The organism is Neisseria gonorrhoeae (genome assembly GCF_003315235.1).
In the GTDB taxonomy this organism is placed as follows: domain Bacteria; phylum Pseudomonadota; class Gammaproteobacteria; order Burkholderiales; family Neisseriaceae; genus Neisseria; species Neisseria gonorrhoeae.
Genome location: NZ_QNRU01000006.1, coordinates 52,048 through 77,853, shown reverse-complemented (window position 1 = coordinate 77,853; position 25,806 = coordinate 52,048). Strand labels below are relative to the sequence as shown.

At 52.1% G+C, this 25,806-nt stretch carries 25 protein-coding genes, 1 tRNA gene and 3 pseudogenes; 12 read left to right on the top strand and 17 right to left on the bottom strand.

Going from position 1 to position 25,806, the window contains the following annotated elements; translation table 11 throughout:
* Nucleotides 1–243 (bottom strand): hypothetical protein (locus DFR77_RS13690; protein ID WP_346223242.1); only part of this gene is annotated, 243 nt, incomplete at its 3' end.
* Nucleotides 244–425: 182 nt separating this feature from the next.
* Between DFR77_RS13690 and DFR77_RS04660 the strand changes: the two are divergent.
* Nucleotides 426–791 (top strand): annotated as a pseudogene (locus tag DFR77_RS04660) (transposase); the annotation flags it as partial.
* Between the two features lie 285 nt (nt 792–1,076).
* On the opposite strand, the gene hemC reads toward DFR77_RS04660, so the two are convergent.
* The gene (gene hemC, locus DFR77_RS04650; RefSeq protein WP_003696714.1) at nt 1,077–2,012 is read right to left on the bottom strand and encodes a hydroxymethylbilane synthase; all 936 of its coding nucleotides are present in this window, start codon (nt 2,010–2,012) and stop codon (nt 1,077–1,079) included.
* Nucleotides 2,013–2,130: 118 nt separating this feature from the next.
* Here hemC and ybeY point away from each other — a divergent pair, with 118 nt between their 5' ends.
* Together ybeY and DFR77_RS04640 are read left to right on the top strand one after the other, a co-directional pair.
* Entirely contained in the window at nt 2,131–2,646 is a 516-nt protein-coding gene (ybeY, locus tag DFR77_RS04645) for an rRNA maturation RNase YbeY (protein WP_003694796.1), read from the top strand.
* 1 nt (nt 2,647) lies between these two features.
* Complete coding sequence (locus DFR77_RS04640; RefSeq protein WP_003687434.1) at nt 2,648–3,472, top strand: CorC family transporter; 825 nt, start codon at nt 2,648–2,650, stop codon at nt 3,470–3,472.
* A 142-nt stretch (nt 3,473–3,614) separates the two neighbouring features.
* On the opposite strand, the gene nhaC is transcribed toward DFR77_RS04640, so the two are convergent.
* A complete protein-coding gene (gene nhaC / locus DFR77_RS04635) occupies nt 3,615–4,994 on the bottom strand; it encodes a Na+/H+ antiporter NhaC (protein WP_003687433.1) in 1,380 nt (459 codons plus the stop codon).
* A gap of 297 nt (nt 4,995–5,291) precedes the next feature.
* Complete coding sequence (locus DFR77_RS04630; RefSeq protein WP_010356724.1) at nt 5,292–6,515, bottom strand: sugar MFS transporter; 1,224 nt, start codon at nt 6,513–6,515, stop codon at nt 5,292–5,294.
* A 436-nt stretch (nt 6,516–6,951) separates the two neighbouring features.
* Between DFR77_RS04630 and DFR77_RS04620 the strand changes: the two genes are divergently transcribed.
* From DFR77_RS04620 to DFR77_RS04590, 6 genes are all read left to right on the top strand, one after another.
* Nucleotides 6,952–7,365, top strand: coding sequence for a YqaA family protein (locus DFR77_RS04620; RefSeq protein WP_003687428.1), 414 nt, complete (start codon nt 6,952–6,954; stop codon nt 7,363–7,365).
* A 46-nt stretch (nt 7,366–7,411) separates the two neighbouring features.
* On the top strand, nt 7,412–8,041 hold the full coding sequence (gene nth / locus DFR77_RS04615) for an endonuclease III (protein WP_003687424.1): 630 nt from the start codon (nt 7,412–7,414) through the stop codon (nt 8,039–8,041).
* Nucleotides 8,042–8,178: 137 nt separating this feature from the next.
* Nucleotides 8,179–9,678 carry a DegQ family serine endoprotease gene (locus DFR77_RS04610; RefSeq protein WP_003687423.1) on the top strand — a complete coding sequence of 500 codons (1,500 nt, stop codon included), beginning with the start codon at nt 8,179–8,181 and terminating at the stop codon, nt 9,676–9,678.
* 202 nt (nt 9,679–9,880) lie between these two features.
* Nucleotides 9,881–11,401 carry a Na+/H+ antiporter NhaC family protein gene (locus tag DFR77_RS04600; RefSeq protein ID WP_003687421.1) on the top strand — a complete coding sequence of 507 codons (1,521 nt, stop codon included), beginning with the start codon at nt 9,881–9,883 and terminating at the stop codon, nt 11,399–11,401.
* A gap of 56 nt (nt 11,402–11,457) precedes the next feature.
* Nucleotides 11,458–12,543 (top strand): beta-N-acetylhexosaminidase, encoded by a 1,086-nt coding sequence (gene nagZ / locus DFR77_RS04595; RefSeq protein ID WP_071197646.1) that lies wholly within the window; start codon nt 11,458–11,460, stop codon nt 12,541–12,543.
* An 80-nt stretch (nt 12,544–12,623) separates the two neighbouring features.
* A tRNA-Pro gene (locus DFR77_RS04590) sits at nt 12,624–12,700 on the top strand.
* A 335-nt stretch (nt 12,701–13,035) separates the two neighbouring features.
* Here the strand turns inward: DFR77_RS04590 and DFR77_RS04585 are convergent.
* The 6 genes and pseudogenes from DFR77_RS04585 to DFR77_RS14505 all read right to left on the bottom strand — a co-directional run.
* Nucleotides 13,036–13,674 (bottom strand): 7-carboxy-7-deazaguanine synthase QueE, encoded by a 639-nt coding sequence (locus DFR77_RS04585; RefSeq protein WP_003687414.1) that lies wholly within the window; start codon nt 13,672–13,674, stop codon nt 13,036–13,038.
* Nucleotides 13,671–14,039 (bottom strand): DUF1304 domain-containing protein, encoded by a 369-nt coding sequence (locus DFR77_RS04580; RefSeq protein ID WP_003694785.1) that lies wholly within the window; start codon nt 14,037–14,039, stop codon nt 13,671–13,673. The genes DFR77_RS04585 and DFR77_RS04580 overlap by 4 nt, the downstream gene beginning before the upstream one ends.
* A gap of 265 nt (nt 14,040–14,304) precedes the next feature.
* The gene (gene queD, locus DFR77_RS04570) at nt 14,305–14,727 is read right to left on the bottom strand and encodes a 6-carboxytetrahydropterin synthase QueD (protein ID WP_003694782.1); all 423 of its coding nucleotides are present in this window, start codon (nt 14,725–14,727) and stop codon (nt 14,305–14,307) included.
* Between the two features lie 87 nt (nt 14,728–14,814).
* Nucleotides 14,815–15,330 carry a DUF1543 domain-containing protein gene (locus tag DFR77_RS04565; protein WP_003698058.1) on the bottom strand — a complete coding sequence of 172 codons (516 nt, stop codon included), beginning with the start codon at nt 15,328–15,330 and terminating at the stop codon, nt 14,815–14,817.
* A gap of 27 nt (nt 15,331–15,357) precedes the next feature.
* A complete protein-coding gene (queC, locus tag DFR77_RS04560; protein WP_003698057.1) occupies nt 15,358–16,017 on the bottom strand; it encodes a 7-cyano-7-deazaguanine synthase QueC in 660 nt (219 codons plus the stop codon).
* A 203-nt stretch (nt 16,018–16,220) separates the two neighbouring features.
* Nucleotides 16,221–16,406 (bottom strand): annotated as a pseudogene (locus DFR77_RS14505) (NAD(P)H:quinone oxidoreductase); the annotation flags it as partial.
* A gap of 98 nt (nt 16,407–16,504) precedes the next feature.
* Here DFR77_RS14505 and DFR77_RS04550 point away from each other — a divergent pair.
* Nucleotides 16,505–17,731 (top strand): YihY family inner membrane protein, encoded by a 1,227-nt coding sequence (locus DFR77_RS04550; protein ID WP_003698054.1) that lies wholly within the window; start codon nt 16,505–16,507, stop codon nt 17,729–17,731.
* A 20-nt stretch (nt 17,732–17,751) separates the two neighbouring features.
* Here DFR77_RS04550 and DFR77_RS04545 read toward each other — a convergent pair.
* From DFR77_RS04545 to DFR77_RS04515, 7 genes and pseudogenes are all read right to left on the bottom strand, one after another.
* Nucleotides 17,752–19,836 (bottom strand): annotated as a pseudogene (locus DFR77_RS04545) (peptidase domain-containing ABC transporter).
* A 101-nt stretch (nt 19,837–19,937) separates the two neighbouring features.
* Nucleotides 19,938–20,153: a hypothetical protein gene (locus tag DFR77_RS04540; protein WP_003692579.1), complete on the bottom strand. Its 216-nt coding sequence runs from the start codon at nt 20,151–20,153 to the stop codon at nt 19,938–19,940.
* Nucleotides 20,154–20,166: 13 nt separating this feature from the next.
* On the bottom strand, nt 20,167–20,514 hold the full coding sequence (locus DFR77_RS04535; RefSeq protein WP_003687399.1) for a hypothetical protein: 348 nt from the start codon (nt 20,512–20,514) through the stop codon (nt 20,167–20,169).
* A gap of 184 nt (nt 20,515–20,698) precedes the next feature.
* Nucleotides 20,699–21,973, bottom strand: a complete 1,275-nt coding sequence (locus tag DFR77_RS04530; protein ID WP_003692577.1) for an HlyD family secretion protein — start codon at nt 21,971–21,973, stop codon at nt 20,699–20,701.
* Between the two features lie 60 nt (nt 21,974–22,033).
* A complete protein-coding gene (locus DFR77_RS04525) occupies nt 22,034–22,306 on the bottom strand; it encodes a hypothetical protein (RefSeq protein WP_226888059.1) in 273 nt (90 codons plus the stop codon).
* A 74-nt stretch (nt 22,307–22,380) separates the two neighbouring features.
* Nucleotides 22,381–22,608 (bottom strand): hypothetical protein, encoded by a 228-nt coding sequence (locus DFR77_RS04520; RefSeq protein WP_003696696.1) that lies wholly within the window; start codon nt 22,606–22,608, stop codon nt 22,381–22,383.
* Between the two features lie 8 nt (nt 22,609–22,616).
* Entirely contained in the window at nt 22,617–23,771 is a 1,155-nt protein-coding gene (locus tag DFR77_RS04515) for a cupin domain-containing protein (RefSeq protein ID WP_003690582.1), read from the bottom strand.
* Nucleotides 23,772–24,022: 251 nt separating this feature from the next.
* Here DFR77_RS04515 and DFR77_RS04505 point away from each other — a divergent pair, with 251 nt between their 5' ends.
* Together DFR77_RS04505 and argC are read left to right on the top strand one after the other, a co-directional pair.
* Nucleotides 24,023–24,316: a hypothetical protein gene (locus tag DFR77_RS04505; protein WP_002258326.1), complete on the top strand. Its 294-nt coding sequence runs from the start codon at nt 24,023–24,025 to the stop codon at nt 24,314–24,316.
* Complete coding sequence (argC, locus tag DFR77_RS04500) at nt 24,313–25,356, top strand: N-acetyl-gamma-glutamyl-phosphate reductase (protein ID WP_003687386.1); 1,044 nt, start codon at nt 24,313–24,315, stop codon at nt 25,354–25,356. The genes DFR77_RS04505 and argC overlap by 4 nt, the downstream gene beginning before the upstream one ends.
* Nucleotides 25,357–25,806: the final 450 nt, after the last annotated feature.

Genomic DNA, 25,806 nt, shown 5'->3' with positions numbered 1-25,806 from the left:
ACAAGTTAAACGTTGCTGCGGTTTGGCCGGTGTTTTTGCATTGTCCGTAATATAGCGGATTAACAAAAACCGGTACGGCGTTGCCCCGCCCCGGCTCGAAGAGGACGATTCCCTAAGGTGATGGAGCGCCGGGCGGATCGGTTCCGTACTATCCGTACTGCCTGCGGCCCGCCGCCTTGTCCTGATTTTTGTTAATCCGCTATGGTTTAAAGCTTTGTTTCTTAAGTCCGCAGAGTATGCCATGGTTAAACCTTCAACGTCGAGTGTTGTACTATTTTGTTTTTAATTGAATATACTGTAAAAAGCGCAGCCATATGAAAATGCCGCCTGAACCTTAACCAGTTCAGACGGCATCTGTTTTTTGTTAAAAAACAATAAACTATAACAATTTCAAACAAGCTAAAAACATCTATAAAATCAACCCGAAACGCAACGGGCGGGCCTATACCGTTGCCGCGGACAATGCCGAGCCTGAAACGTTGCTCCCTGCCGTCAAAAAGAAAATCATGCCGGACGGTATTGTTTATGCCGATAGCCCGGGCAGCCGCGGCAAGTTGGACGCGGGCGGTTTTATCCGTTGCCGCATCAACCGTTCCAAGGAATTTGCAGACCGTCGGAACCACATTAACGGCATTGGGAACTTTTGGAATCAGGCAAAACGCGCCTTGCGAAAATACAACGGAATCGATCGTAAACCTTTCCCGCCGTTGTTGAGGGAATGCGAATTTCGATTTAACTCCGGCACACCGTCCCGGCAGCTAAAAATCCTGCGGGATCGGTGTGGAATTTAGGGATAATCTAGTACAGCCACAATAAAAAATACGAATATCATCATTCTCAAATTCAAAATTTGAACGCCACAGTATTATCCGAAGCCACAAAAACCTTTCCGCCGTCATTCCCGCGCAGGCGGGAATCTGGAAACCCAATGCTGCAAGAATTGATTAAAAACAACTGAAACCGAGCAAACTGGATTCCCGCCTGCGCGGGAATGACGAAATAAGGTAAGTAGAACTTATTAAATAAATTAATTAAAAACAATAACTTATATTATTTTCTTTAAATTTTCGATAAAATCAATTTTCCGTATTCAATACTGCTCCAATCAATTCCTGCGCACCGTCGTCCGCCAGTTTTTTGGCAACCGCACGTCCAAGCGCATCGGCATATCCGGCAGGGGCTTGCGCGTCCGCCTGCAACACAATCGATCCGTCGGGGTGCCCGACCAATCCGCGCAAGATCAGCAGCCCGTTTTCTTCAGTGCAATACGCGGCCAGCGGCACTTGGCAGCTTCCGCCCAAAGCGCGCGCCAAAGCGCGTTCGGCGGTAACGCAGGCGTGTGTGGTATCGTGGTTTAACGGCTTCAAGACTTCGTACAAATCTTCGCGATGCGTGGCAATTTCAATACCCAATGCGCCTTGTCCGGCGGCAGGCAGGCTGTCGGATTCCGACAAAATCATGCGGATGCGTTCATCCAATTCCAGACGCTGCAACCCGGCGGCAGCCAAGATAATTGCATCGTATTCGCCGTTGTCGAGTTTGGACAAACGGGTTTGCACATTGCCGCGCAAAGGTTTGATAAGCAAATGCGGATAGCGCGCGCGCAACTGGGCTTCACGGCGCAGGCTGGATGTGCCGACAACCGCGCCTTCGGGCATTTCTTCCAAACGCGCGTATCGGTTGGACACAAACGCGTCAAACGGATTGGCGCGTTCGCTGATGGCGGCAAGGGCGAAGCCTTCGGGCAAATCCATCGGCACGTCCTTAATCGAATGCACCGCCAAATCGGCGCGCCCGTCTTGAAGGGATTGTTCCAACTCTTTGACAAACAAGCCTTTCCCGCCGACTTTTGACAAAGTTCTGTCCAAAATCCGGTCGCCGCGCGTGGTCATGCCCAAAATTTCGACTTCGCAATCGGGATACAGCGCCTTCAGACGGCCTTGGATATGTTTCGCCTGCCACATGGCAAGCAGGCTTTCGCGGCTGGCGATAACAAGTTTTTTCGGGTTCATGTTCAATGCGTTCAAAGAATGGAAACGGCGTGGAGTCTATCATATTTTGAACGTTTCTTCAGACGGCACCGTCAGGTCTATGTTATATTTACGCCCACAAAACACGAAACCCGCCACAATGAAACGCGCCAAAAAATACCCTTTCTTAACGTTGCAGCGGCAACGTTTCCATTTGAACTTTGAAAACGCCTCTTCCGCCGCCGGCATCCCCGCCGAACGCGATTTTTACCGCTGGGCGTGGTCTGCCTTGAAAAACGAATACCTCCGCGCCGACATCGGTTTGATTCTTTTGGACGAAGAAGAAGCCCGCGCCTACAACCGCGACTACCGGGGCAAAGATTATGCCACCAATGTATTGAGTTTCGCGCTCAACGAAGGCGAAATCCTGCCCTGCCAAGTTTCGGAAAGACTGTACGGCGATTTGATTATCTGCCCGCAAGTCGTTTTAAAAGAAGCCGCCGAACAGGGCAAAACGCCTGAACGGCATTTTGCCCACTTAACCATACACGGCACGCTGCACCTGATGGGATACGACCACATCAAAGACGATGAGGCCGAAATAATGGAAGCCGAAGAAATCCGCCTGATGCGGGCGGCAGGCTATCCCAACCCCTACCGAGAGGACGGACATTAAAATGGACGGCGCACAACCGAAAACAAATTTTTTTGAACGCCTGATTGCCCGACTCGCCCGCGAACCCGATTCCGCCGAAGACGTATTAAACCTGCTTCGGCAGGCGCACGAACAGGAAGTTTTTGATGCCGACACACTGACCCGGCTGGAAAAAGTATTGGACTTTGCCGAGCTGGAAGTGCGCGATGCGATGATTACGCGCAGCCGCATGAACGTATTGAAAGAAAACGACAGCATCGAACGCATCACCGCCTACGTCATCGATACCGCCCATTCGCGCTTCCCCGTCATCGGCGAAGACAAAGACGAAGTTTTGGGCATTTTGCACGCCAAAGACCTGCTCAAATATATGTTCAACCCCGAGCAGTTCCACCTGAAATCCGTCTTGCGCCCTGCCGTTTTCGTGCCCGAAGGCAAATCTTTGACCGCCCTTTTAAAAGAGTTCCGCGAACAGCGCAACCATATGGCAATCGTCATCGACGAATACGGCGGCACGTCGGGTTTGGTCACCTTTGAAGACATCATCGAGCAAATCGTCGGTGACATCGAAGACGAGTTTGACGAAGACGAAAGCGCCGACAACATCCACTCCGTTTCCGCCGAACGCTGGCGCATCCACGCGGCTACCGAAATCGAAGACATCAACGCCTTTTTCGGTACGGAATACGGCAGCGAAGAAGCCGACACCATCGGCGGCTTGGTCATTCAGGAATTGGGACACCTGCCCGTGCGCGGCGAAAAAGTCCTTATCGGCGGTTTGCAGTTCACCGTCGCCCGCGCCGACAACCGCCGCCTGCACACGCTGATGGCGACCCGCGTGAAGTAAGCAGAGCCTGCCCGCACCGCCGTTTCTGCACAGTTTAGGATGACGGTACGGTCGTTTTCTGTTTCAATCCGCCCCATCCGCCAAACATAAAAATGCCGTCTGAAACCGGAAAACAGGTTCAGACGGCATTTCGCTTATCCGCTTATTTTTTGCTCAAAGTCAGCCCCGTCCAGCCGAATAACAGGGTTAAAGCCAAACTCAAATAGCAGAAAAAGGCATAAGGCAGATATTCCCAAACGGGTACGCCAAGGGCGTGGCTGATAAATACGCCGCACACGCTCCACGGCACGAGCGGGTTAATCACCGTCCCCGCATCTTCCAGAGTCCGCGACAGGTTGCGCGAATGCAGGCCGAGTTTGTCGTAAACGGGTTTGAACGTTTCTCCCGAAAGCAGGATGCTCAAATATTGCTCTCCAATCAGGAAATTGACCCCGACCGAAGTCATGGCAACGCTGAACGTCGCGCGTCCGGCATTCGTCAAGAAGGTACGGACGGCCTCCAGCAAGGAAGGAATCACACCGAGCGCAAACAGCAGCCCGCCCAAACTCATACCGAGGATAACGATGGTCTGCGTAAAGAACATACTCTCCAAGCCGCCGCGCGAAATCAGTTTGGCAATGTCTTTAAACGCTTCGCCTTCGAGTTTGTAGCCGCCATAAAACCACGCGCCGAGCTGACGCAGATCGGGCGTGCTGTGCAGATACGTTACGGCAACGGCGGCAATGACGGTAAAGAGCATGGCGACCACGGCATTGACGCGCATCAATGCCAAAACGACCAACAGTGCAAACGGAATCAGCGAATAGCCGTGCACCAATCCCGTGGCTTCAAGCTGGCTGCGGAAGGATTCGACGCTGTTCAAATCCTGCGCGGCGACGCTGGGAAGAAGCCAAAGCATCAGTGCCGCGCTGATAAGCCACGCGGGGATGGTGGTGTACATCATGTTTTTGATGTGTTCAAACAGGTCGATACCGACGATGGACGCGGAAATGCCCGTGGTGTCGGAAAGCGGGGACATTTTATCGCCGAAAAACACACCGGAAACAATCGCGCCCGCCGTCATCGCCATATCGGCCTGAAACGCCGCCGCCATCCCCATAAAGGCAACGCCGACAGTGGCGCAGGCGGTCAGGCTGCTGCCGATGGACACGCCGATGACGGAACACAGCGCGAAGGCGGAAAAATAAAAATAAGTCGGGGAAATCAGCCCGAAACCGTAATACATCAGCGTCGGAATCGCGCCGCTCATCATCAGCGCGCTGACCATCAGCCCGATGAAGAAAAACAGGTAAACCGCGCCCATACCCTGATTCAACGCGCCTATCATCCCTGCCTGCATATCGTTGTATTTCAAACCGCGCGCCAAGCCGTACAAAATCAGCACGACGATGGCGGCAATAATGGACATATGCGGCAGCCACTCCAATGAAATGATGGTATAGCCCATTGCGGCAATCAGAGCGACGACGACGGCAAGTGCCTCACCGCGCGGCATATCGAGTAAGGATTTGAAAGCAAACATGATTCTTTGCCCGATTTGATATAAAGTTAACGGATTCTAACACACCATGCCGAATCTGCCCGACGTTTTCAGACGGCATTTTAGCGTTTTACAAAAGCCGGGCAGAAACAAAACGGCAATTTTCTCGATTTAAATTAATTTTTTTGAAATATAATTTTTATTTTTTTATTTTTTTATTTGTTGGCATATAAGACTTTTATGGATTGAAGTATTAAAACCTCGGCACACACGCCGCAAACACCGGTACGCAAAAATGCCGTCTGAAAGATGTTCAGACGGCATTTCTCAAGAAAAAGATTATTTGTCCGCCCTATATCCGTACACCGCAAAAAACACGATATACAGGTAACAGATAACGGAAACGACAAACGAAGACATCAGGGTGTAAGTATCCGCCGCCCAACCTTGAATTACCGGCACGACCGCACCGCCGACAATCGCGGTACACAGCACACCGGAAGCCGCGTTGGTGAATTTGCCCAACCCTTTGGTTGCCAAAGAGAAAATCGTCGGGAACATAATCGAGTTGAAAAAACCGATGGCAAGCAGCGACCACATCGCCACATCCGCATTGCCGCTGCCCGTCGCCATCGCGACGGCAAGCAGCACGACCGCAGCCGATGCGTTAAACGCCAAATAACGGTTGGGCGCGAATTTCGCCATTACCGCCGAACCGAGGAAACGTCCGACCATCGCTCCGCCCCAATAAAACGACAGGTAATGCGCGGCAGAAGCATGATCCAGCCCTTTCAGATAACCCAACACATTGACCATCAGCGAACCGATAGACACCTCCGCACCGACGTAGCAGAAAATGCCTGCCGTACCGAACACGAGATGTTTGTATTGCCATACGCCGGTTTTGCCGTCGTGGTTGTGCGCGCTTTCCTCGGCGGCAATTTTGCGCGCGTCGGGCAGCCGGATCATTTTCACGAAAACGGCAAGGATAATCAGCAGCCCCGCCAGTCCCAAATAGGGAATCTGTACGGAAGAAATCTGTTCCGCCTTGCTGACGGTTTGGGTTGCGTCCGCCAAAATCAGGAACGCGCCGATTTGAGGCGCAATGGTCGTACCCAAAGCGTTAAACGCCTGAACCAGCGTCAGCGTTGCCGATTCCTTGCCGGGTTTCGCCAGCAGGGTAACATAAGGATTACCGGCGACCTGAAGCAGCGTTACGCCGGAAGCCAAAATAAACAACGCGCCCAAAAATACCGCGTAAGAATGGCTGCCCGCAGCAGGATAAAACAGCAGGCACCCGACCGCCGTCAGCAGAAAGCCGCCGATAACGCCGTTTTTGTAGCCGACTTTGCCGACAAAAGCCCCCATCGGGATGGACATTACCGCATAGGCGGTAAAAAAGCAAAATTGAATCAGCATCGCCTGAACGTAAGAGAGGTCGAAAATTTCTTTCAAATGAGGGATAAGGATGTCGTTCATGCAGGTAATAAAACCCATCATGAAGAACAGCGTGGTCAAGACGACCAATGGGGACGTATGGTTGTTTTGTGATTGCGCAGACATGATTTGCCTTTCGTGGTGTCGGAATATTGCCCGTTTCAAGAAAATAGAAATTGACATTTCTTAACGGCAATGCAAATCATACTGATATTTGAACATTTTGCAAACTTTATCGGATGCAGGCAATGCGCCGATCTGAAATTCAAGCAGCAGAAATTAATATTTTACAGTTGTTTGCATAGGTTTTAATAGATTTTAAAAAATTCCGGCGGGCTTGCAAAAACCGTTCCCAATAAAATGAAAATCCTCCGCCGTATCCGGAAAATTCGGAAATGCCGCATCGGGGCATCAAAACCGGAGCGGAAAGAATGTCGTATGCCCGACAAATAAAGGGGCATACGGCTGTGCCGTATTTTTGCACCGTCCTCCGCCCTTCGGCGGGGGCGTGAAAATACCGTATAATCCGTCGCCGATTTTTACCTGTTTGGGACTGTTTGCAATGATACCCTCCTACACCTACGCCGCCCTCGCTTTTTCCGCCTTCACTTCCGCCACCCTCCTGCCCGGCACGTCCGAAGCCGCCTTCGCCCTGTTCGTCCGCAACTTCCCCAAACACGCATACGGCGCGTTGCTGTGCGCCGGCCTTGCCAACGGATTGGGCAGTATGGTTTCCTATTGGATGGGACGTTTGCTGCCTTCCCGAAAAATGCCGTCTGAAAAAACACTGAATCTGATACGGCGTTTCGGTATTTGGCTGCTTGCGTTTGCGTGGCTGCCCGTCGTCGGCGACGCACTGCCGCTTACCGCCGGCTGGCTGCGGTTGAATCCGTGGACAAGCGGGCTGATGCTGGTTATCGGCAAAACGGCGCGTTACGCCTTCATTCTGTGGGGAATGCAATATTACGCCGCCTGAACCGTGCGTTATAATGCCGACCGCACAAACCGACTGCACAAAAAAAATGAACAGACAAATCCGCCAAGAAATCTTCGAGCGTTTCCGCGCCGCCAACCCCCATCCGACCACCGAGCTGAATTTCAACTCCCCTTTCGAGCTTTTAATCGCCGTTCTGCTTTCGGCGCAGGCGACCGATGTCGGCGTAAACAAGGCGACGGCGAAGCTGTTTCCGGTTGCCGATACGCCGCAGGCGATGCTGGATTTGGGCTTGGACGGCGTGATGGAATACACGAAAACCATCGGGCTGTATAAAACCAAGTCCAAACACATTATGCAAACCTGCCGCATCCTGCTGGAAAAATACAACGGCGAAGTGCCGGAAGACCGCGAGGCTTTGGAATCGTTGCCTGGCGTGGGGCGCAAAACGGCAAACGTGGTATTGAACACAGCGTTCGGACACCCCGTTATGGCGGTCGATACGCATATTTTCCGCGTGTCCAACCGAACCAAAATCGCACCCGGAAAAGATGTACGCGAAGTCGAAGACAAACTGATGCGCTTCATTCCTAAAGAATTTCTGATGGACGCGCACCACTGGCTGATTTTGCACGGACGCTACACCTGCAAGGCTTTAAAGCCGCAATGCCAAACCTGCATCATCAACGATTTGTGCGAATATCCCGCCAAATCCTGACCGCCGCCGCCCTTCAAAATGAAACGCTTGAAAATTCGGACGGACGTTGTAGAATTTCAACCTATGCCGTCTGAAGCCGACAAAATGCGCTTCAGACGGCATTAAAGCCGGTACCGGCATCCGACAAAGGACAAAACGTGTTCAAAAAATACCAATACTTCGCTTTGGCGGCACTGTGTGCCGCCTTGCTGGCAGGCTGCGAAAAGGCAGGCAGCTTTTTCGGTGCGGACAAAAAAGAAGCATCCTTCGTAGAACGCATCGAACACACCAAAGACGACGGCAGTGTCAGTATGCTGCTGCCCGACTTTGCCCAACTGGTTCAAAGCGAAGGCCCGGCAGTCGTCAATATTCAGGCAGCCCCCGCCCCGCGCACCCAAAACGGCAGCGGCAATGCCGAAACCGATTCCGACCCGCTTGCCGACAGCGACCCGTTCTACGAATTTTTCAAACGCCTCGTCCCGAACATGCCCGAAATCCCCCAAGAAGAAGCAGATGACGGCGGATTGAACTTCGGTTCGGGCTTCATCATCAGCAAAAACGGCTACATCCTGACCAATACCCACGTCGTTGCCGGTATGGGCAGTATCAAAGTCCTGCTCAACGACAAGCGCGAATATACCGCCAAACTCATCGGTTCGGATGTCCAATCCGATGTCGCCCTTCTGAAAATCGACGCAACGGAAGAGCTACCCGTCGTCAAAATCGGCAATCCCAAAAATTTGAAACCGGGCGAATGGGTCGCTGCCATCGGCGCGCCCTTCGGCTTTGACAACAGCGTGACCGCCGGCATCGTGTCCGCCAAAGGCAGAAGCCTGCCCAACGAAAGCTACACACCCTTCATCCAAACCGACGTTGCCATCAATCCGGGCAATTCCGGCGGCCCGCTGTTCAACTTAAAAGGACAGGTCGTCGGCATCAATTCGCAAATATACAGCCGCAGCGGCGGATTCATGGGCATCTCCTTTGCCATCCCGATTGACGTTGCCATGAATGTCGCCGAACAGCTGAAAAACACCGGCAAAGTCCAACGCGGACAACTGGGCGTGATTATTCAGGAAGTATCCTACGGTTTGGCACAGTCGTTCGGTCTGGATAAAGCCAGCGGCGCATTGATTGCCAAAATCCTTCCCGGCAGCCCCGCAGAACGTGCCGGCCTGCAGGCGGGCGACATCGTCCTCAGCCTCGACGGCGGAGAAATACGTTCTTCCGGCGACCTTCCCGTCATGGTCGGCGCCATTACGCCGGGAAAAGAAGTCAGCCTCGGCGTATGGCGCAAAGGCGAAGAAATCACAATCAAAGCCAAGCTGGGCAACGCCGCCGAGCATACCGGCGCATCATCCAAAACAGATGAAGCCCCCTACACCGAACAGCAATCCGGTACGTTCTCGGTCGAATCCGCAGGCATTACCCTTCAGACACATACCGACAGCAGCGGCAAACACCTCGTCGTCGTACGGGTTTCCGACGCGGCAGAACGCGCAGGCTTAAGGCGCGGCGACGAAATCCTCGCCGTCGGGCAAGTCCCCGTCAATGACGAAGCCGGTTTCCGCAAAGCTATGGACAAGGCAGGCAAAAACGTCCCCCTGCTGGTCATGCGCCGTGGCAACACGCTGTTCATCGCATTAAACCTGCAATAACGCACATAATTTAACCAAAATATTTTTAAATGATAAAATGCCCGTCAATACCGATTAACGGGCATTTTACAAAAATCAGTTGGTTGATTTTAAACAAATATTTTTTACGACAAAAAATATTTCCACCCATTTTGCCAACAAAACCCAAACCGGAGGCGGACAGATACCCACCCATCCGGACGCTTAACACCCCCCATAAACCATGCAGCTGATTGACTATTCACATTCATTTTTCTCGGTTGTGCCACCCTTTTTGGCACTGGCACTTGCCGTCATTACCCGCCGCGTACTGCTGTCTTTAGGCATCGGTATTTTGGTCGGCGTTGCCTTTTTGGTCGGCGGCAACCCCGTCGACGGTCTGACACACCTGAAAGACATGGTCGTCGGCTTGGCTTGGGCAGACGGCGATTGGTCGCTGGGCAAACCAAAAATCTTGGTTTTCCTGATACTTTTGGGCATTTTCACTTCACTGCTGACCTACTCCGGCAGCAATCAGGCGTTTGCCGACTGGGCAAAACGGCACATTAAAAACCGGCGCGGCGCGAAAATGCTGACCGCCTGCCTCGTGTTCGTAACCTTTATCGACGACTATTTCCACAGCCTCGCCGTCGGTGCGATTGCCCGCCCCGTTACCGACAAGTTTAAAGTTTCCCGCGCCAAACTCGCCTACATCCTCGACTCCACTGCCTCGCCCATGTGCGTGCTGATGCCCGTTTCAAGCTGGGGCGCGTCGATTATCGCCACGCTTGCCGGATTGCTCGTTACCTACAAAATTACCGAATACACGCCGATGGGGACGTTTGTCGCCATGAGCCTGATGAACTATTACGCGCTGTTTGCCCTGATTATGGTATTCGTCGTCGCATGGTTCTCCTTCGACATCGGCTCGATGGCGCGTTTCGAACAGGCTGCGTTGAACGAAGCCCACGACGAAACCGCCGCTTCAGACGCTACCAAAGGTCGTGTTTACGCATTGATTATTCCCGTTTTGGCCTTAATCGCCTCAACGGTTTCCGCCATGATCTACACCGGCGCGCAGGCAAGCGAAACCTTCAGCATTTTGGGGGCATTTGAAAATACCGACGTAAACACTTCGCTGGTATTCGGCGGCACTTGCGGCGTGCTTGCCGTCGTCCTCTGCACGTTCGGCACGATTAAAACCGCCGATTATCCCAAAGCCGTGTGGCAGGGTGCGAAATCCATGTTCGGCGCAATCGCCATTTTAATCCTTGCCTGGCTCATCAGTACGGTTGTCGGCGAAATGCACACGGGCGACTACCTCTCCACGCTGGTTGCGGGCAACATCCATCCCGGCTTCCTGCCCGTCATCCTCTTCCTGCTCGCCAGCGTGATGGCGTTTGCCACAGGCACAAGCTGGGGGACGTTCGGCATTATGCTGCCGATTGCCGCCGCCATGGCGGTCAAAGTCGAACCCGCGCTGATTATCCCGTGTATGTCCGCAGTAATGGCGGGGGCGGTATGCGGCGACCACTGTTCGCCCATCTCCGACACGACCATCCTGTCGTCCACCGGCGCGCGCTGCAACCACATCGACCACGTTACCTCGCAACTGCCTTATGCCCTGACGGTTGCCGCCGCCGCCGCATCGGGCTACCTCGCATTGGGTCTGACAAAATCCGCGCTGTTGGGCTTTGGCACGACCGGTATTGTATTGGCGGTGCTGATTTTTCTGTTGAAAGATAAAAAACGCGCCGACGTTTGACCTTCCCCCCTGTTCAGACGGCATATGCCGTCTGAAGTTTTTTGGAGCAAACCGCAATGACCGTCCCCCATATTCCGCGCGGCCCCGTCATGGCAGGCATTGCCGCCTTCCGCCTGACCGAAGAGGAAAAGCAACGCCTGCTCGATCCCGCAATCGGCGGCATCATCCTCTTCCGCCGCAACTTCCAAAACATTGAACAGCTCAAAACACTCACCGCCGAAATCAAAGCCCTGCGCACACCCGAACTCATTATCGCCGTCGATCACGAAGGCGGCAGGGTGCAACGGTTTATCGAAGGCTTCACCCGCCTGCCTGCAATGAACGTTTTAGGGCAAATTTGGGACAAAGACGGCGCGTCCGCCGCCGAAACCGCTGCCGGACAAGTCGGCCGGGTTTTGGCAACCGAGCTTTCCGCCTGCGGCATCGATTTGTCCTTCACGCCCGTCTTAGATTTGGACTGGGGAAACTGCGCCGTCATCGGCAACCGCAGCTTCCACCGCAATCCCGAAGCGGTCGCCCGCCTCGCCCTCGCCCTTCAAAAAGGTTTGGCAAAAGGCGGTATGAAATCATGCGGCAAACATTTCCCCGGACACGGATTTGTCGAAGGGGACAGCCATTTGGTGCTACCCGAAGACGGGCGCAGCCTCGACGAACTCGAAGCCGCCGACCTCGCCCCCTTCCGCATTATGAGCCGCGAAGGTATGGCGGCGGTCATGCCCGCCCACGTCGTTTATCCGCAAGTGGACACAAAGCCCGCAGGGTTTTCCGAAATCTGGCTGAAACAGATTTTGCGCCGCGACATCGGGTTCAAAGGCGTGATTTTCTCGGACGATTTGACCATGGAGGGCGCGTGCGGAGTCGGCGGCATCAAAGAACGCGCCCGCATTTCCTTTGAGGCAGGTTGCGACATCATATTGGTCTGCAACCGTCCCGACTTGGTCGATGAATTGCGCGACGGTTTCACCATTCCCGACAACCAGGATTTGGCCGGACGTTGGCAATACATGGAAAACTCGCTCGGTCATGAGGCGGTACAAGCCGTTATACAGACAACGGGTTTCCAAGCGGCGCAAGCCTTTGTTGCCGGCCTTGCCTCGCCGCAGGACACGGCGGGCGGCGTAAAAGTCGGAGAGGCCTTTTAAATCCGCCCGACACGCGGCAAAAAGGCAAAACGGTATAGGCACGCCGTATTTTTTGCGCTATAATCACACCTTAATTAATTCGGAATGTAGCGCAGCCCGGTAGCGCACTTCGTTCGGGACGAAGGGGTCGGAGGTTCGAATCCTCTCATTCCGACCATATTCAGACCGCCTCGACATCGATTGCCGGGGCGGTTTTTCCCTTTTGGCGGCAACAAAAAAATGCCGTCTGAAACAGAATGCTGTTTCAGACGGCATTTCGTTTTCCCCAATCCTGCCATTTGCGCGCACTGACAAAGGGTATCGGCAAGGTTCAAAAGACCATCGGAATCTAGGAAGCCTGGCGTGTACCCAACCGCGGCATCTTATTCATTAAGGCTTCGTCCTGATTGGGCGGCGGAAATGTCGGCAGTTTCACGCGGAAGCGGCACACTTTCCCCGTATGTCAAACATCGGCAAAACGGTACGCCGGCCCTTTGAGTTACACTGCTTAAACTACTCTATTCCCGCCCATTTGTGCGTCTGCACGCTCAACTGCCAATGCACGGGCGCGTCGGGGCGGCTGTTCAGAATACCGATTTGGCGGATGGTGTCGTAAATGTTCATTGCGCCGTCTTGTTCGCAGGGCGAAAGGTAGTAATGATGCGCGCGGATTTTACGTTCCATATTTTCGCAGAATCCGACGACATCGCCGTCGGCAACAATCCGCACTTCGTCGGCTGTTTCGATACAGCTTTTTTCGTATTTGGCGGCATAACAGGCTTTGGGGCTGGTGGCGACATAGTCGATTTGCGGCGGCACGGGATTGAGTCCGTTGGTTTCGATACAGAGGAAATAGCCTTCCGCCTTGAGCGTGTCCAGCAGCATATCGAGATGCGGCTGGATGGTCGGCTCTCCGCCGGTGATGATGATGTTGCGGGCGGCATAAGTTTTCAGACAGCCTAAGATGTCGGACAGGCTCATCATACCAAATGTCAAATAATCGGTATCACACCAGCCGCAGGCGAGGTTGCATTTGCCCAAACGGACGAAAACGGCAGGCATACCCGTGTTTCGGCCCTCACCTTGCAGGCTTTCAAAGATTTCGACGATGCGGTACTGGGGATTTTCGGGGGCGACGCTGATTTTTTTCATACCGCCAACACCGCCGCCGCCAAAAATGCGGGCAAACCTTGTTTGACGAGTATGCCTTTGTTGCCGGAAGAGAACGCGCCCCACGCGGCGGCAATCAATACGAAACCGAGAAACGGAATCGTTGCGCCGTAAACGGCATGATCCGGCACGGCAAACCGCGACCACACCAGCCCGATGCCGAGAAAGCCGTTATACAGCCCTTGGTTGCCGAACAGGGTCTGCACTTGCTTTTGTTCCATAAATTCATAAGGCAGCTTGAACGTTTCCGCCGCTTTTTCGCTGGGAATCTGCGTCATTTCCAGCCAGGCGATGTAGAAATGTTCGGCGGCGACGAGGAGGACGAGAATGGTGGAGAGGAGTTTCATGGGTGTTCCTTTTAATGGGTGTGTCGGTATGGAATGCCGTCTGAAGAACGGAGAATCCGCACAGGAGAAAAACCGCTTTGCGGTAAATTCAAATAAGGACGCTCCACACTGTCATTCCCGCGCAGGCGGGAATCCAGAGATTTGGAATTGCTGCAATTTTTAAATATTCCTGATAAATCAAGGTCTGGATTCCCGCCTGCGCGGGAATGACGCGGTTGGGCATGTCTTATTTGAATTTACTATATCGATACGTTCAAGATTTTCCCTACTCCCCTTCATACTCCGCGCACGATGTCGGCGTTTCCCACAATTTGACGCGGCACACGTTCAGCCCCGCGTTTTTCAAACGTCCGTACATTTCAACCGCCATATTTTCGGCAGTGGTGCGGCAGGGCAGGCGCAGGGTTTTCATGTTCCAGCCCTCCAAGAGCGCGGCGATTTGAGATTCGCGGCCATTGCCGCCGTGGTAGATGAAGGCGTGGTCGAAATGGTCGGTAATGTGTTGTTTCACAATGGCTTTCAAGTCGGTAAAGTCCATCACCATACCGTCTTTCGCTCCGCCTTTGATGGTGCCGTCTGAAACGGTGATTTCGAGTTTGTAGGTATGCCCGTGCAGGTTTTGGCATTTGCCGTCATGCCCGTCGAGCATATGCGAGGAGTCGAAGGTAAATATCTTGGTAATTTTCATCCCGATTCCTTTTCAGTGAAAACCCCGCCGCTTTCCGCCCGGAGGGTGGCTTGATGTGTCGTTTTGCGTGGAAACATATCCGCTGCTTCAAATGGGCAAATAGCCTTGAAAGCCGATTTCGGCGGGTTTGCCGTGCGGATTCGGGGTCAGGCGGATATGGAAATTGCCGATGTGCTCGAGCGCAAGCAGGTTGTCCACGTCTTTCAAGTTGTCTTTATGCTGCCGAACATAGTCGGTCAACAGGGTTTGCAGGGCTTTTTGTTTGGCTTCGGCAGGCATGGCGGCGGCGAACAGCCCGAACGCGTGCGCCTCGGCAAGCTGCCCCGCGCGATAGCCGCCGACATTGGCAAAATACAGGCGCGGAGCGTTTTCAGGCGGCATTTTCGTTTTGGGCGTTTCGGATACGGCGATGTCGTAACCGTCCGCCCATTCGACAACCTGCCAACCGTCGATGTGGATTTTGTCCGTATCGCCGAACCACGCGGCTTTGAGTGCGGGGACGGCTTCGCGGTAGTCGTCGCACACGGCAAATTGGATGTCGTGCACTTCGATATTCGACCGGCCGGCATTGCCGCCGAGGTAAAACATATGGAGCTTGGGCATATCGTATTCCTTGTGCTTTGCGCGCGTTCAGACGGCCTTTTTACTTTCCAGACATTCCGCCAGCCCGCGTTCGCGCAAGATACAGCTCGGGCATTCGCGGCAGCCGCCGACGATACCCTTGTAGCAGGTGTGGGTCTGTTCGCGGATGTAGTCCAACACGCCCATTTCGTCCGCCAACGCCCACGTTTGCGCCTTGGTCAGGTACATCAGCGGCGTCTGGATTTGAAAATCGTAGTCCATCGCCAGATTAAGGGTAACGTTCATGGATTTGACGAACACGCCGCGGCAGTCGGGATAGCCCGAAAAATCGGTTTCGCACACGCCCGCGATGATGTGCCGGATACCCTGCCCTTTGGCAAAAATGGCGGCGTAAAGCAGGAAAAGCGCGTTACGCCCGTCCACAAAGGTATTGGGAACGCCGTTGTCGGCGGTTTCGATGGCGGCGGTATCGTCCATCAGGGCATTGTGCGTAATCTGCCGCATCAGGCTCAAGTCGAGTACGGTTTGTTTGACGCCCAAATCCTGCGCGATCCACTCTGCGCGTTCCAGCTCGACGGCATGGCGTTGCCCGTATCGGAAGGTAATGGCTTGGACGTTTTCGCGCCCGTAGGTTTGGATTGCCTGAATCAGGCAGGTGGTCGAATCCTGACCGCCCGAGAAGATGACCAAGGCTTTTTGGTTTGACATATCGAATCCTAGTTTTGGTAACGCGGGAGGTTTGCGAACCGCGAAGTTGGACAGTAAAGACGCGGATTATACAGGCAAACGCGTTCAGACGGCATCTGAACGCCATGCCGTCTGAACACGCGGCGTATGCCGACTTGACGGCGAGTTCCGCCAAGCGTCTGCCTTGTGCGAAGGCGATATTGTTTTCTTCGGCGGTCAGGACGGGAGCCGCTGTCGGGAATATCTTTTTTGACGGCTTCGCAGACGGCGGACACTTTGGGGACGGTGCGCAATACGGCTTCGCAACCTTCAACGCTGTCGATGCCGCGAGTGATTCGGCGTGCGGGATTGCGGGTGCTGCCGTTTTGGGAATAGTAGAGGACGAGGATTTTGAGGGGATTTGGGTTCATGGGCGGATTCCGTTAAAATAGTTTGGTGTTCAGACGGCATAACGGTTGTCCAGATGCCGTCTGAAACAGTTTGAAAACATGAAACCTGGTAAGAGATTATGACCTTTTTACAACGTTGGCAAGGTTTGGCGGACAATAAAATCTGTGCATTTGCATGGTTCGTCATCCGCCGTTTCAGTGAAGAGCGCGTACCGCAGGCAGCGGCGAGCATGACGTTTACGACACTGCTGGCACTCGTCCCCGTACTGACCGTAATGGTCGCGGTCGCTTCGATTTTCCCCGTGTTCGACCGCTGGTCGGATTCGTTCGTCTCCTTCGTCAACCAAACCATTGTGCCGCAGGGCGCGGATATGGTGTTCGACTATATCGACGCATTCCGCGATCAGGCAAACCGGCTGACCGCCATCGGCAGCGTGATGCTGGTCGTAACCTCGCTGATGCTGATTCGGACGATAGACAATGCGTTCAACCGCATCTGGCGGGTTAACACGCAACGCCCCTGGATGATGCAGTTCCTCGTTTATTGGGCGTTGCTGACTTTCGGGCCTTTGTCTTTGGGTGTGGGCATTTCCTTTATGGTCGGGTCGGTTCAAGACTCCGTACTCTCCTCCGGAGCGCAACAATGGGCGGACGCGTTGAAGACGGCGGCGACGCTGACCTTCATGACGCTTTTGCTGTGGGGGCTGTACCGCTTCGTGCCCAACCGCTTCGTGCCCGCCCGGCAGGCGTTTGTCGGAGCTTTGATTACGGCATTCTGCCTGGAGACGGCACGTTTCCTGTTCACCTGGTATATGGGCAATTTCGACGGCTACCGCTCGATTTACGGCGCATTTGCCGCCGTGCCGTTTTTCCTGCTGTGGTTAAACCTGCTGTGGACGCTGGTCTTGGGCGGGGCGGTGTTGACTTCTTCACTGTCCTACTGGCAGGGCGAGGCGTTCCGCAGGGGCTTCGACTCGCGCGGACGGTTTGACGACGTGTTGAAAATCCTGCTGCTTCTGGATGCGGCGCAAAAAGAAGGCAAAGCCCTGCCCGTACCCGAGTTCAGACGGCATATCAACATGGGCTACGACGAGTTGGGCGAGCTTTTGGAAAAGCTGGCGCGGCACGGCTACATCTATTCCGGCAGACAGGGCTGGGTTTTGAAAACGGGGGCGGATTCGATTGAGTTGAGCGAACTCTTCAAGCTCTTCGTGTACCGCCCGTTGCCTGTGGAAAGGGATCATGTGAACCAAGCTGTCGATACGGTAATGACGCCGTGTTTGCAGACTTTAAACATGACGCTGGCGGAGTTTGACGCTCAGGCGAAAAAACAGCAGCAGTCTTGAGTATTTTTGAAACTGTATTTTTATCCTAAAGACATTTTCCTATCTGCTGATTCCACCGTTTCCTTTCTGTGTGCCGCCATAATTTTTATAATAGACAAGCCATTCAAGTTTGCATTGACTGCTTTTTCATTGGCAATATCCAAATGACTGGCCGCTTCATCTAAAAATAGGATTTTCGGTTCGCAATATAAGGCCCGCGCCAATACGATACGTTGTTTTTGTCCGCCTGACAGTGCGCTGCCCATATCGCCGATCAAGGTTTCATAGCCCATAGGCATGGCGGAGATTTCTTCGCGAATCATAGCAAGGCAGGCGCAATGTTCGATTTTTCCTCTATCCGGTTCTGTATCGAAAAAACAGATATTCTCTGCAATTGAGCCAGCAAATAAAACATCATCCTGCCTGACCATCGCACTCAAATTGCGGATAAAACGTGGCGGTAAGCTGTAAATGTCGTGTCCATTTATCATGACTTTGCCTGATTCGGGAGGTAGATTGCCGCTTAAAATATCCAAAAGTGTCGATTTACCGCAGCCCGATCGTCCGATTAACGCAAGCGATTCACCACGTCCGATCTTGAAGCTGACGTTTTGTAAAACATATGGCTCGTTATCGGCATAACGGAAAGAAACATTTTCCACTGAGATTTCGATGTCGTCTGAAATATCAGGAATGCCTACATCCGGCGTAGCTTCCGATTCTGTTTCATTCAATACGGTGTCAGCTAACCGTTCCGCATGAAGTGACAGCATTTTAATTTGCACAAACTGATCGACCAGCGAGCCAATACGTCCTTCAAACTGTCCCTTATAAGCCAAAAAAGCCATTAGTACGCCGACGGTAAAGACGCCGTCCAATACCATGCCCGCAGCTAAGTAAATAATCAAAATATTTGCCAAACCGAAAAGCAGCTTGTTTGCCAAGCCGAACCAAATTCCCAGTTTCTGCACCGTCAGTCCCGTATTAACCGTATCCACCAGCAGCCCCATCCATGCAGAATATCGTTGAGGACCTTTACCAAATTGCTTGACTGCTCGGATACCGCGTACCGTTTCCATAAAATAGCTGCTTTGTTTGGCAGCATGGATGATGTTTTCCTCCGTCGCCCGTCGCAACGGATAATAGGCTACCCAACGGACTGCGATATAAACTACCAGTGTCGCTGCAACCAAACCTGTCAGTATCGGGCTGTACACTATCATTAGCACAAAAGTAAAAACAGCCGTTAGGCTGTTTAAAACCAACACGAAAAACGTTGAAGTCAGAGTTCCCTGAATACTATCCACCGCCCCGAAGCGCGATACCACATCGCCCAAATGCCGTTTAGCGAAATAATCTGTAGGCAAATCTATCAAACGTTTGAAAACGTTTGATTTCCACTGAACATTTAACGTCGTTGAAAAATGCATGCCCAACCAGCCCTGCATGACAGACACCGTATTTTGTACCAGAAGTAGCAAGGTAAAGCCCAAAGCCAGCGTCGCTAACAGATTACGATCGCCCGTTACCACTACATGGTCGATGACCCATTGCATAAAAAACGGCGACACCAAAGCAAACACTTCCATTGCTGCTGCCAAAGCCAAAAGCTGAAACAATGTCCGCCCCAGCCCAGAAATCCCGCGCAACATGGGTAGGATGCGGATTTCCTGCTTTTCTTCCCCTGCCTCGAAACGCGTGTTTGGTCACAGTTCCAAAGCAATTCCCGTAAACTTGCGCGATATTTCCTCCGTCTTGACTTTGCGTCGTCCCGAAGCCGGATCCATGACGGCAGCCCCGTCCGAAGATACCGATTCCAGCACCACAAAATGATTCAAATCCCAATGTAGAATACAGGGCAGGCGCAAACTGCCCAATTCGTCTAAATCCAGCCTCAACGCCCGTCCCGTCAGCCCCATATCATCAGCAAAACGAACAATATCTGCCAAATTCGCACCCTTAAGTGACAGACAGTATTTTGAACGCAGTGCGCGCAAATCCGTATAGAAACCATAAAATCCGGCCACGGCCGCTAGACATGCCAAGCCACACTCCGCTACTTCTGTTTGCAGTATAACGGGCAGCTTTTTTGTCAAGCCCAAAGACAGGTTTTGCAGATAATCCATAGATTTCCTTGTTGAATCAGAAAAGAGAGATGGGAAGACGGGAATGGTTTGGAAAGGCCGTCTGAAAAGGTTTCAGACGGCCTGCAGCCCCATATTGGCTTTCAATGCGACCGGTTTTCCTCGCGTTTCAAATACAGCAGATACGTAAAAAAAGACAAAGCCCCTACAGGTCCTGCGACGGTAACCGAAAAAAACCTGCCTTTGTAAAACACACCGTCGAAGTTTAAAAAATAGCAAAGGATGTCGGTCAGGATGCTGATGGCAAGATAAATCAGCACAGCGGCTTTCCAGTGTTTCAGGTAATGTGCGAAATCCATTTCAAACTCCCGATCAACAGTTGCACGGGTCACAATGGCAGTCTTCTCCGCATTGGCAGTTGCGCCTGTCGATCATTTTTCCCCATTTTGCACCGGCAAAACCGCCGATATGCCCACCCAATGCAGAACCGCCCTCAGCTCCTACCCATCCGCCGCCTGCGCCGCCGATGGCAATTCCGGCAGGATTTCCGCCTGTTACCAATGCGCCGCCCGCCATTCCCGTGAATGCTCCGGCAAACGACCCTAAAGCGCCGCCGACCTTGCTTCCGACCCATTCTCCGGAGACTCTGCCCCTGTGCCCCCAAGTACCTTCTGTGCCGCCGAAAACAGCGGTCATTTCGTTCATGGTCAATTCTCTCATTTCAAAACTCCTTTTATCGTCAATCGAAAAATTGAAAGGGCAGATACCCTATCCTTGCTTTTACAGACAGAGTATCTGTAAAAGGGGGTAGTTTCAGGCAGCTTCAGTGTTTATGTTTTTATGTAGTGTTTTACAGGTCGTCTGAAGAGGTTTCAGACGACTTTTTATCTTTCAGCCTCAAGCCTTACAACCTGCCCGACATACTATAAATCGGCTCCAATACCCATTCGTACAGCCGCCGTTTCTCGTGTAGGATGTCTGCTTCCAGCGTCATGCCGATTTGCAGCGGTTTTTCCTCACCGTATGCAGTGATGGTTGGTTTGTCGGGTTTTATTTTCACGAGATAAACAGGTTCGTTGCTCTTCGCCAAATCGGAGGATACCATGCCCAATCCCGACAATTCCTGTCTGCCCAGTGCCGTTTTTGCCACTGATACGACACTGCCGGAAGCAAGCCCGAATTTCTGATAGGGATATGCCTGATAACGTAGGACAACCTTGTCTTTCGGCTTGATAAAGCCTGCTGCACTGCTGGGGATATATAGATGGGCATATAACTCGGTACGTTCGGGAACAATGCTCAAGAGCAGTTTGGAAGGATCAACCTGCCGTCCGACTTCGACGTTCGGTATTGCTATATAACCCGACCGTCCTGCACGGATGATTTGTTCAGAGCGCATTTCAAAATCCAAAACTTCTTGAGAAATATCGGCAATGGTGCGTTCAAGCTGGCTTTGTTCTGTCTCATGCCGTTTGGGGAGGCTGGCCAATGTCAGATTCTGCGTGCGGATTTCCTGAAGCAGCCCGGCTTCTTCTCGGCGGTAGGCATCAAGTTTGGCTTTCTGCTCTAAAAGCTCTGCCTCGACATTCATCGTTTCTTGTTTTGACACTGCATCATTGGCGGATAGGAAACGATATTTCCGCAACATTTCTTCCGCAAGTCTAATGCGCCTTTTCTGGCCGTCTATCTGTTGCAAAATATGGAGTTTCTGGTTTTCCAAACGTTCGACAGTTGCTTTAAGGCTGCGCGTTTCATTCTCGTGTATCAGCTTCAGACGACCCAGTTCCTGTTCTGCCAACGTTTTCTTCAAAACCGCTTCCGTTTTCAACTGCTGCTGCACGCTACCTCCTGCGCCGAAACGTGAGGTCGAAAGCGCAAATAGCTTGTCGCCAGCCTTGACCTTTTCTCCATCTTCCACGAATTTCGCTGTAATTGTCCCCGTATCCGGTGCATACACCCTGATTACGCCCGATGCAGGTAAAATTTGTCCCTCCACTGTTGTCTTTCGCGTATAGTTACCGAATATCAAAAACAGGATAATCAGTAACGCAGATATCGATGCAAATGTCGTCCATAGGGAAAATGACAACGGTCGTGTCAGAATCACTTTACCCGTCAGGCTGGTTTGCCGGGCAATGGCGACTTCAGGGCGGAAGAAAGGTTGCTTGGGTCTATTCATAAAATTGAAGTTAAGAAAGTTTCAGACGACCCCTAGAGATCGTCTGAACAATGAGAAATATCAGCAGTAATCTGTACCGTCAGTGTAGCCGTTTCCTGATTTATCTGCTTTTGTTGCGGGAGCAGTTAATCCATGTTCAATCTCAAAGATTGGTCTTCCGTTATAAGGAGGTGCATTAACGGCATCATTTACCCAATCACGAGTCAGATTGTATACACCATTTGCACCATATAGCACCGAAAAAATTTTTCGGCAGGAAATGAACTGTCGCTGCAGCAGCAGGTATTGCAACAAAATCCCCCCATGTGGGACCTCCTTTGGTTGTGGCAGCATTAGCTACATTTCCAGCTATATTGTCTGTTACAGGACCTCCCCCTGAAACCAGCTTCAATTCATGAAGTTGAAGTTCAATCATTTTTATACTCCTTTTCTTGGTTGGTATTCCTAAAAATTCGGCTAACAAAAACATATGGCAGATATATTGAAAAAAAATTCAAAGTACCCTGAATAAAATTCAAATTCCAACTATATTTGTTAATGTAGTCGAGAAGAAACATATCTGATAAAGAATATAGCAATTGATAACAAGCTATTACTAATATTACGAAAGATGTAAACTGCTTCCAGTTTTTCATAGAATCCCTCACAAAATTTCCAGAAAATCTAACTCTATCAACTGATAGATCAACTTCCTAACTTCTTCATGTTTTGCCTGATTGAAGTTAACCAGTAGATTTTTCAACAATAACGGTTCATTCTTACCGATGTGTTCTAACACTTTTTTCCCCAACTCATCTACGCTTATCTTCATCCCATTCCCAATCAAATATCCCTTTTCCAACGTATCCAAATTATTGGCATTTAATCTCAACCTGACGTCGTCTGAAAGCGGAGTAGCGTTGGGATTCGCGAACTGTTCGAGATGAAAAGCGGTATCGGTACGTTCTTTGCCGAGAAAGTCTTCACTGAAGGCTTCGTAATTGACGGGGTCGGCAATCATGGCGGCAATTTGTGCGGCAGTATCGTTGATACGCGTCCTATCTTGCTCCCAGTCTGAGAAACTGTGGCGCAGACTTTCTATGGTGGGAAATTTCTTCATTAGCCACTCGAGGTAATTATAGCCGTTTGGTGGGAAGGTACCGACAGCGAAGTGGAAGGTTTCACAGCCGAGCGGGATAGGTCTGTGCCACCAACCGCGTGGGATGTAGAGGACATCACCTGCTTCAAGGATAATATCCATATCGATATGTTCAGGAATGGAAATATCAGTATCTTTAGTCTGTTGCATATACAATGGCATAGGGAAATCAGGGGCAGTAAGTTGCCAACGTTTCTTGCCGAAAAGCTGGACGGCATACATATCTCGGGCGTCCCAATGGTTTTTATAAGATTCGTCGCTGCCAAAAGCAAGATATCCACTAACAATAGTATGTGCGCCGGCAAAGCGGGCGACTTGACGGGCGATATGGTCTGAAAACGGCTCGTTGTTAATATGGTTATAGACTAACGACGCACCATTCTTCATATGTTCGTAGATAACGGATTTAATAAAACGGTAGCGAGTTTTGCCCAAATCGTCGAAACTTTCGACGTATTCTTCTTTAGGAACGATTGCGCCTTTTTTACGCAGATGAAACAGCGGTGCGGTTGGGTCTGCTCGTTGGTATATCTCGTTGATATATTTACAAGATGCGGCTTCGAGATTCCGAACCGCTCCTTTAAAGAGCTTGGGCTTTTGATACAGATAAGTCTGTCGGAACGTTTTAGGACTAATGCCGAAGTCGAGATGGATGCCCATTACTTCCCCTTACTCAGAAAATATTTAAAATTTATAATGTTACATATAGTTACAAATATTAGAGTTTTTTGTGTGTGCATCAAGGAATTGTTGACAATTTTAGTTAAAAATTTGTCTCCAAACGGAAAAAAGCGGTTTGTTTTTTGTTGTTAACATTTTTATTGTAATTAAATAAAAGGTCGTCTGAAAACGGTTTTCAGACGACCTTTTGCTATAATCGGGCTTCATCGCCCCGTTCGGTTTGGAACCTTATGAAAACCCTCGTCCTCCTCCTGCTTTCCTTCTCCACGACCACCGCTTTCGCCGCATACGGTTTGGGTTTGGGGCAGGCACCGAAATATCCTGCCGGCTTTCGCGCCTACGGTTATGTTTATTCCGGACGGCAGGGCTGGGTTTTAAAAACAGAGGCGGATGCCATTAAATTAGACACGCTTTTCAAACGCTTTGTGTACCGTCCTTCCGCCGCCAATCAAAACCCCGTCGGACAAGCCGTCGGACAGCGTTCGGACGGCATACCCGCCAACCACACAAAGGAAAAACCATGAGCAAAAAAATCAAAGCCGGCATTGTCGGCGCGACGGGCTACACGGGCGTGGAACTGCTGCGCCTGCTTGCCGCCCATCCAGATGTCGAAGTTGCCGCCGTAACCAGCCGCAGCGAAGCGGGAACCGCAGTTGCCGATTACTTTCCAAGTCTGCGCGGCGTGTACGGCCTCGCCTTCCAAACGCCCGACGAGGCAGGTTTGGAACAATGCGACATCGTCTTCTTCGCCACGCCCAACGGCATCGCCATGAAAGACGCGCCGCGCCTGATTGAACAGGGCGTGCGCGTCATCGACCTTTCCGCCGACTTCCGCATACGGGACATTCCGACCTGGGAACACTGGTACGGCATGACCCACGCCGCCCCCGGCCTCGTTTCCCAAGCCGTGTACGGATTGAGCGAACTCAACCGCGAAGCCGTCGCACAGGCGCGCCTCGTCGCCAACCCCGGCTGCTACCCGACCTGCGTATCCCTGCCGCTCGTGCCGCTGTTGCGGCAATGCCGTCTGAAGCCCGGTATGCCGCTGATTGCCGACTGCAAATCCGGTGTGTCCGGCGCGGGCAGGAAAGGCAATGTCGGTTCGCTGTTGTGCGAAGCCGGCGACAACTTCAAAGCCTACGGCACAGCCGGACACCGCCACCTGCCCGAAATCAGGCAGACCATCGCCGGGCTTCAGGACGGCATCGCCGAAGGATTCGTGTTCACGCCGCACCTCGCGCCGATGATACGCGGTATGCACGCCACCGTTTACCTCCACCTTTCAGACGGCAGCGACCCCGAAACCGTCCTGCGCGACTACTACCGCGACAGCCCGTTCATGGACATCCTGCCCGCCGGTTCGACACCCGAAACCCGCAGCGTGCGCGGCGCAAACCTCTGCCGCATCAGCATCCGTCAGGCGGCGCAATCCGATGTGTGGGTCGTCCTTTCCGTCATCGACAACCTCGTCAAAGGCGCGGCGGGTCAGGCAGTCCAAAATATGAACATTATGTTCGGACTGGAGGAAACACACGGCTTGGGCGGCATCCCCCTGCTCCCCTGAAGCGCAAACGGCAAACCGCAGGCATCGTGCCTGCGGTTTTTTGATGCCGTCTGAAAGCGGCGGTTTTTTTAGGTTCGGACGGCTTTTGGCTCATCATTCAGCGAAAACAAAAATCTAAAATACCGTCATTCCCGCAAAAGCGGGAATCTAGTTTATCCGGCTTCAGCAATTTCCGACACATTTCCACACGCTTCGATTCCGTCATTTCTCCGGTTTCAATCGTTTCCGATAACACCGTGGTTTTTCATTTCTAGATTCCCGCCTGCGCGGGAATGACGGCGGGGGGCTTGCCGTTTTCCCGATAAGCCTCTGCGGATTCTCATTGCCGGATTTCCGCCCACTTGGGAATAACGGGATTTAAAATCATGAAAATGTGTCAAAAATAATATAGTGGATTAACAAAAACCGGTACGGCGTTGCCCCGCCTTAGCTCAAAGAGAACGATTCTCT